Annotated in this window: 6 protein-coding genes; 3 read left to right on the top strand and 3 right to left on the bottom strand. The window is 72.3% G+C overall.

The genetic code is table 11. From position 1 onward, the window contains the following. A partial coding sequence (locus tag QM582_RS12430; RefSeq protein ID WP_415084837.1) for a hypothetical protein occupies positions 1 to 296 on the bottom strand: 296 nt, incomplete at its 3' end. A gap of 100 nt (positions 297 to 396) precedes the next feature. Here QM582_RS12430 and QM582_RS12425 point away from each other — a divergent pair. Together QM582_RS12425 and QM582_RS12420 are read left to right on the top strand one after the other, a co-directional pair. Further along, positions 397 to 1,638 (top strand): hypothetical protein, encoded by a 1,242-nt coding sequence (locus QM582_RS12425; RefSeq protein ID WP_415084836.1) that lies wholly within the window; start codon positions 397 to 399, stop codon positions 1,636 to 1,638. Then, complete coding sequence (locus tag QM582_RS12420; protein WP_415084834.1) at positions 1,632 to 2,096, top strand: hypothetical protein; 465 nt, start codon at positions 1,632 to 1,634, stop codon at positions 2,094 to 2,096. Before QM582_RS12425 ends, QM582_RS12420 begins: the two co-directional genes overlap by 7 nt. Before the next feature lie 109 nt (positions 2,097 to 2,205). On the opposite strand, the gene QM582_RS12415 is transcribed toward QM582_RS12420, so the two are convergent. Both QM582_RS12415 and QM582_RS12410 read right to left on the bottom strand, forming a co-directional pair. Continuing rightward, a complete protein-coding gene (locus tag QM582_RS12415; RefSeq protein WP_415084832.1) occupies positions 2,206 to 4,152 on the bottom strand; it encodes a hypothetical protein in 1,947 nt (648 codons plus the stop codon). Positions 4,153 to 4,459: 307 nt separating this feature from the next. Continuing rightward, entirely contained in the window at positions 4,460 to 5,827 is a 1,368-nt protein-coding gene (locus tag QM582_RS12410; protein ID WP_415084830.1) for an FAD-binding oxidoreductase, read from the bottom strand. Between the two features lie 136 nt (positions 5,828 to 5,963). On the opposite strand from QM582_RS12410, the gene QM582_RS12405 reads away from it, so the two are divergent. Next, positions 5,964 to 6,726, top strand: a 763-nt coding sequence (locus tag QM582_RS12405; RefSeq protein WP_415084828.1) for a LuxR family transcriptional regulator, incomplete at its 3' end; no start/stop codon positions are given.

The raw sequence follows: 6,726 nt of genomic DNA, 5'->3' as shown, positions 1-6,726 counted from the left end.
GTCCGCGGGGCGGTCAGCAGCGCCGGCGCCGTGACGCCGGCGACCAGGGCGACGCCCAGCGCCACGCGGTGCAGCGTCGTCGAGGTGAGCACGGGCGGGCCGGTGGGGTCGCGACGTGTGTTTGCCGCCTGGACCGCCGCGACGCGGGCGCGCTCCCGCGCCGCGCTCAGACGGGGATCGGCGGCCAGCACGGCCACCCGCCAGGAGTCTTCGACGGCGTCCTGCGGGTCGCGGTAGTCGGCGTCGAAGAGGATGAGGTCGATGCGGCCGAGCGTGCGCTCGTCCATGCCGGTCACCGAAGGATGCTGTGCTCCCGCCATGGTGCCCTCCCTGGTGCGTTGCAGGTCTCGGACGGCTCTGTGCCCCAGCGTAGGCCCGGTGTGCTGAAGTGGTCCCATGCCGTCGGCATGGAATCGCCTGAAGGCCTGGCTGCTGGAGACGCCGGGCGCGACCGACCTGTCCTGGTCGGGCGCTGTGGCGGAGGCGGCCGGTCACCAGGCAGGTGACCTCGCCCGTTTGGCCGACACCGAGCTGCGGGACCGACTCACCGCATTGCCCGCCGACTTCGCCCGCGGCGACGAGTCGCTGGCGGCGTTCCTGGCGATCGTCCGAGAGTTGGCCGATCGGCTGGTGGGGCTGCGGCCGGTCGACGTCCAACTGCGGGCGGCTGCCGCGATGCTGCGTGGCACGTCGGTGGAGCTGGCGACGGGTGAGGGCAAGACGCTGGTGGGCGCGATGGTCGCCGTCGGCCTGGTCGTTGCCGGGCACCGCGTCCACGTCCTGTCGGCGAACGACTACCTCGCCGGCCGGGACGCCGGATGGATGGGGCCGCTGCTCGCGGCGTCCGGCGTGAGCGTCGCCGCTGTCACCTCCGGATCGCCGCACCAGGACCGCCGGGACGCCTACCGCGCCGATGTGGTGTACGTCCCGGTGACCGAGGCGGGGTTCGACGTGCTGCGGGACCGGCTCTGCCTGGACGATGCGGACCGGGTCGGGATCCGTCCGGACGCCGCGGTGCTGGACGAGGCGGACGCCGTGCTGCTCGACGAGGGCCGGGTGCCGTTGGTGCTGGCCGGTGAGGCCGCCGAGACCGTCGGCGCCGACTGGGAGTTGGCCGCGTTCGTCGCCGGCCTGACCGAGAGCGACCACTACGAGATCGAGGACGACCGTCGCACGGTGCACCTCACCGAGGCGGGCCTGCAGGCAGCCGAGCAACAATTCCCCGGCGTGGAGCTGTTCGGCGCCGATCACGAACTGCTGGCCCGCCTCCACACCGCGCTGCACGCCGAGGCGTTGCTGGTCCGGGACGTCGACTACGTGGTGGAGGGCGGCCGGGTGCGGCTGGTGAGCGCGTCCCGTGGCCGGGTCGAGGCGTTGCAGCGCTGGCCGGAGGGCTTGCAGGAGGCGGTGGAGGCCAAGGAGCGGCTGGAGCCCAGCTCGGGCGTCGACGTCCTCGACCAGCTGCTGAGGTTGCCCGCGACGGCACCGTCCTTGACCGCAGGCTGCTCCGCTGGACCGGCCACGCGCAACGGGTCGCCGACGGCCAACAGCACAGCCTTCGTGACCTGGCCCACCGCTACGGACGGCTGCTCGCCGGTCATCGGGCGAGGCTGCTCGACCTGCGCGAGAGCGTGCTGACCACGGATCACGGCGTCCGGTTCTTGGCGGAGCGGGCGCCGCACCGGGTAGCTCGGCTTCGCCGGCAGCTCCACCCCGACGAACTGGACGCCGCCGCCCGGCTGATCGTGCTGAGCAGCCTCGACCGCCGCTGGCGCGACCATCTCGGCTACGCCGCCGCCGTCCGCGAGGGCATCCACTTGCGCGCCCTGGTTCGCGACGAGCCGGTCCATGCCTTCAACCGGCTGATCGCGGACGCCTTCGCCAGCGCGATCGATGAGGCGCTCGCGGACGCGGCGCTCGTCCTGGAGAGGGCTCCGGTCGTCGACGGTCGCCTGGATCTCGCCGACGCGGGTCTGTACCGGCCGGGCGCCACCTGGACCTACATGGTCTCCGACGACCACTTCGGCACCGAGTTCGAGCGCATCGGCCGGACGGTGAAGAGCGACTTCCTGGCGTTGCGGAGTCGCCTGCGGTAACCGACGGCAGTCACCCGGGCGAAGGCCAGGCAGCTGTTGGTCGCGGTCGTCGAGCAGCTGGCCGGAGCACGGTGAGCGGGCCCGGCAGGAGGCCGGGCCCGCTGCCCGGCTACTTCTTGATGGTGAAGTCCGCCGAGGTGCGTCCGGACATCGGGCCGGGCCCGGTCCAGGAGTAGAGGCGGACGGTGGAGCCCTTGGTGAGCCGGTAGCTCAGGGTGCCACGCAGGCCGGCGTTCGACGGCAGCGCGGAGAGCTGGGCGAGCAGTTGGTTGAAGCTGCTCACGTCCGGCTCCTCCGGGTCGCCCCAATCCGAGCAGAGCACGATGAGCGAGGAGGTGACCTCGCAGGAGTCCGACTCGCCGGTCAGCGCCGCGATCTTCATGCTGCCCCGGGACCGTGCGGACGCGGAGAGCTTGGCGGTGAAGGTCGAGCCGATCACCTTCTGGGCCGGCTTGCCGTTGCGCATCAACCGGAACGTCGGACGCAGGGTGTAGCTCGTGCCGGCCTTCAGCTTGCTGCCCGACAGCGCCGTCCATTTGCCCTTGCGGAGCCGCTCGACCCGGGTCACCTTGTAGGCGAGGGCGTCGGCGGAGATCAGCTTGACGGTGGCTTTGATGCTGGTGATGGTGACGTTCTCGACATCTTGGTTGACGATCGTCCAGATGTCGTCACCGGCGGGGGACCCGAGTTCGTCGGAGAACAGCTCCCGGTCGCTGACCACCTGCGAGTTGGTCAACGACCCGGTGGCGCCGTTGGCGCGGCGGAATTTGATCGTCCAGGTGACCTTCCCGGTGCCGGCCCCGGCCTGGTCGAGCTGCTCGGTGGCCGCCTGTCCGATCAGGTAGGCGGCTGCCGAGGGTGCGACCTCCTGGTCGGAGAGGGTGCCGGAGTAGGAGGCGATCTGCTTGCCGCCGGCGTCCTGCACGGCCACGCTGATCGGGAACGAGGTGACCGCTCCGACGGTGCCGCGGAGACCGGCGGTGCGGTCCTGGGTGACCATGCCGATCGACGGGCCGAACGCGGAAACCTGCTTGTAGGAGCCCACGATGCCGGTGGCGTCCGGCACCACCATGGCGATGGACGCGTTGGCCAGCTGCATCGAGACCTTGCCCTGCTGGGTCATCGGGTGACCGAACGCCCAGACCGTCGAGCCACAGATGGCGGTGACGGTTCCGATCGATCCGCTGACCAGGTCACCGCTGCCGAACAGGGCGGCGACGTTGCCGCCGGCGACCAGCGGCTGGCTGACGGAGGCGGTCTGCTTCGGGGCGGCCATGAAGCTGCGGCTGCGCAGCAGGGCGGCCGCTCCGGCGGTGCGCGGCGTCCGGGCCAGGGTCCGGTTCGCGAAGGCGTTGCCGCCCGCGCCACCCTGGCCGGCGATGTTGACCGTCTTGATCGGGGTCAGCGCGGTGCCGGACAGTGCGGTGCCGGCCACCCGGGCCGCGGCGGGGGACGCCTTCAGGTTGGCCGAGGTCAACCGGATCTGCGCGGCGCTTTCGATGCCGGTGCTGCCGATCGACTTCATGTACTCGGCGGGGGTGACCCCGGCCACCGGCAGGTTGTCGGCGTTCAGCGAATAGGAGACCGCACCGATCAGGCGTCCATCGGGGGCGTACACCGGAGAGCCGGACATGCCGGCCCAGATGCCGGCCGGCTTGAGCCCGTTGGTGCCGTCGATGGTCGGGTTGCTCAACCGGAACAACAGCAGGGTCTTGCCCTTGCCGAGGGCATCGTCGATGGATCCGATGTAGCTGCCGGTGAAGCCTTCGGGGGTGGTGCCCTTGCTGACGGTGAGGCCGGTGACGCTCGCGCCGGCGTTCCACGACTCGACCTCGCTGACCGGCACGTACGGCTGGCTTCCGTCGGCGCAGAACCCGGGGGCTGCCGCCTGTGCGGCGGGCGCGGCGGCCGGCATACCCAACCCGAGCGTCGCCGCGACCAACAGTGCCCCGAGCCGTTGTACTCCGCGGCGCGGTCGCCGGCTGCCGCGGGCCACGGTTGTCTGGTCGGGGGTTGTCTGGTCGGGGTAGGGATGAGTGCTGCTCGGATCGGCCATGATCCGCTCCTGTCTGGTCGGGAGGGGTGGGTGAGGCCGAGCGATGGCGCGTCAGCTGGAGGCGCACGGGCCCCCGAACTCGCTCCCGCGTCCATTGTTCAACGTAGCAGCCGGCACCGACACCGTGGGGGGTGTCCGAACCGTCCGAACGTAGGTGTGCGCCGCGGGGCAGCTTGATACGACTGCAGCGGCTCAGCGCTTGCCGTATCTGGTCGACGCGATGGTGCGGGGCCGCGTCCGCCGATCCCCCCGGCGGCGGACGCGGTCCGCGTGTTCACCCGTCCCACCCCGACGACGGGTTCCTCCCTCACCCGACGAACAGCCCCGTCGGGTCGATGGCTGCGCGCAGCTGCCGCAGCCGGGCCAAGGCGTCCGGCTCCAGGGCGCTGGACGGATCGGTGGGGTCGTCGGAGAAGTTGAGGAACTTCCGCCCGCTCGACCAGGGCGCCAGTGCGGCGACCACCTTGGCGGCGTCCGCGCGGGCCTGGGCACCCAGGTCGGGGGTGGCTGCGATGCCGACGAAGAAGCCGAGATAGTCGCCGGGAATCCGGCGCAATGCGCCGCGTCCCTCGGACTCGACGGCCAGCGCGCCGCCGAGGTGCCGGATCTCCGCCGCCAGCAGCGTCGAACCGGACGCCGCCCCGGCGACCGCGACCAGGGCGTCCGCCGCGGCCTGGTCGAAGTCGGCCAACAGGTCGTGATCGGTGACGCTCGGGGTCGGGCCCTCCGGATCCATGTGCATCCGGGTCAGGGCCGCGGCCGGTGTCGGGCCGAAGGTGTCCAGTTCGGGTCGCAGGTCACGCAGCGGAGCCAGCAGCGCGGACGCCCGGTCCGGCTCGCCCAGCACGGCGCCGTCGATCACCACCAGCTGGCGACCACGGATCACCTCCGGGACGTCGGGCAGCGGCGGCACGCTGAGCAGCCGCAACGCCGTGGTCGCGTGCTCGTCCAACTCGTGGGTCCAGTCCGCCCAGGCCCGGCAGACCTGCTGGGCTCGGCTGCCGTCCCAGAGCAGCATGCCGGCGTACACCTCGGACAGCGGCAGCAGGCTGAACTCCAGCGCGGTGATCACCCCGAGGCAGGTCCCGCCGCCGCGCAGCGCCCAGAACAGTTCCGGATGCTCGGTCGCGTCGGTGCGGACGACGCTGCCGTCGGCCAGCACCAGCTCCGCCGCCAGCAGCCGGTCGCTGGCCAGGCCGTGCATTCGGCTGTACCAGGACAGTCCGCCGCCCACCGTGTAGCCGGCCACCGCCACGTCCGGCGAGCTGCCGTGCATGGCGGCCAGGCCATGCTCGGCGGCCGCCTCCGCCACCTGCTGCCACAGGGTCGCACCGACCACCCGGGCGACGCGGCGATCCGGGTCGATGCTCACCCCGGTGAAGTCGGACAGCCGCAGCAGCACGGCGCCGGCGAGATCGGCGGCGATCGCGGTGGCCCGATGCCCGGTGCTCTGCGGGGCAACCCGCAGGCCGGCGGATGCTGCGGCGCGCACCACCGCGACGATGTGATCGACGCTGCTCGGCACGGCGACCGCCGCCGGGCGCTGGTCGGCGGCCACGTTCCACGGCGTCCGGGCGGCGTCGTAGCCGGGCTCGCCGGGCAGGAACACCCGTCCGTCGCACAGGCCGCGCAGCGACTCGGCCGGTCCGCTGTCGGTGGTGATCGTGTCGGTCATGGGGACTTCCTCTCGTTGCGATCCACGAGAATCCTGGGCGGCGCCGGAGCGCCGGACCATCCCGGACGAACGGGGAACGCGATGTCCCAGGTTTGTGGGGTACCCATCGCGGCTACGGGGGACGACACTTCTTCTCGTGGGGAAAGCCCTTGCTCAGGAGCGCGTCCGCCGTGACGTAGAGGTGCTGGCGCGCGCCGGCCTCGACCTGGACACCTTCGTGTCGGAATCACTGGAGTCGCTGCGGCGGGCCGTGCCGTTCGCCGGGTCGTGCGTGGCGATGATCGACCCGAGTACCGGGCTGCTCACCGGCGTCCGCAAGACCGGGGCGCTGGACGGCCTGAACACCCACGACCACGAATGGGGGCTGATCGAGTACGGCGATCAGGAGCCGACCGCGTACGCGTCCCTCTACTCCCGCCGGATCACCGCCGCCGGCGTGATGGCCGGCACCGCCGGCGATCCGGACGAGTCGCGTCGGCTGGCCGAGTTCATGCGTCCCCGGTTCGGCTTCGCCGACGAGTTGCGGACCATCTGCGTGGACGAACGCAGCCAGGCCTGGGCCGGGGTGGCGCTGTTCCGGATGACCGACGACCCGACCTTCGACGACGACGAGGTCAGCTACCTGGCCTCGTTGGGCGGAAGCCTGGCCCGCGGGGTGCGCAGCGGGTTGCTGGCCAGTCTGGCTACCGCCGCGCCGCTGGCCGTGGCCGGCCCGGCGGTGCTGATCGTGGGGGTGGACGGCGAGGTGGTGCAGGCGTCCGCGGGTGCGTTGCAGCAGCTGGCCGAACTGTCCCCGGGGCCGATCTCGGCGTCCGCGCTGGTGGGCTCGCTGGTCGGGGCGGCGCAGCGCTACGCCCGGGGCGAGATCGGCGCGTCGCCGCGGGCCCGGGTGCGCGGGC

It is taken from the genome of Micropruina sp. (assembly GCF_047607385.1).
Taxonomy (GTDB): domain Bacteria; phylum Actinomycetota; class Actinomycetes; order Propionibacteriales; family Propionibacteriaceae; genus Micropruina.
The sequence above is the reverse complement of the archived record's forward strand: the minus strand, read 5'-3'. Positions and strand labels throughout refer to the sequence as shown.

Coding starts and splice junctions, on each gene's coding strand:
- QM582_RS12425 (WP_415084836.1), top strand. CDS start 397: ATGCCGTCGGCATGGAATCGCCTGAAGGCCTGGCTGCTGGAGACGCCG.
- QM582_RS12415 (WP_415084832.1), bottom strand. CDS start 4,152: ATGGCCGATCCGAGCAGCACTCATCCCTACCCCGACCAGACAACCCCC.
- QM582_RS12410 (WP_415084830.1), bottom strand. CDS start 5,827: ATGACCGACACGATCACCACCGACAGCGGACCGGCCGAGTCGCTGCGC.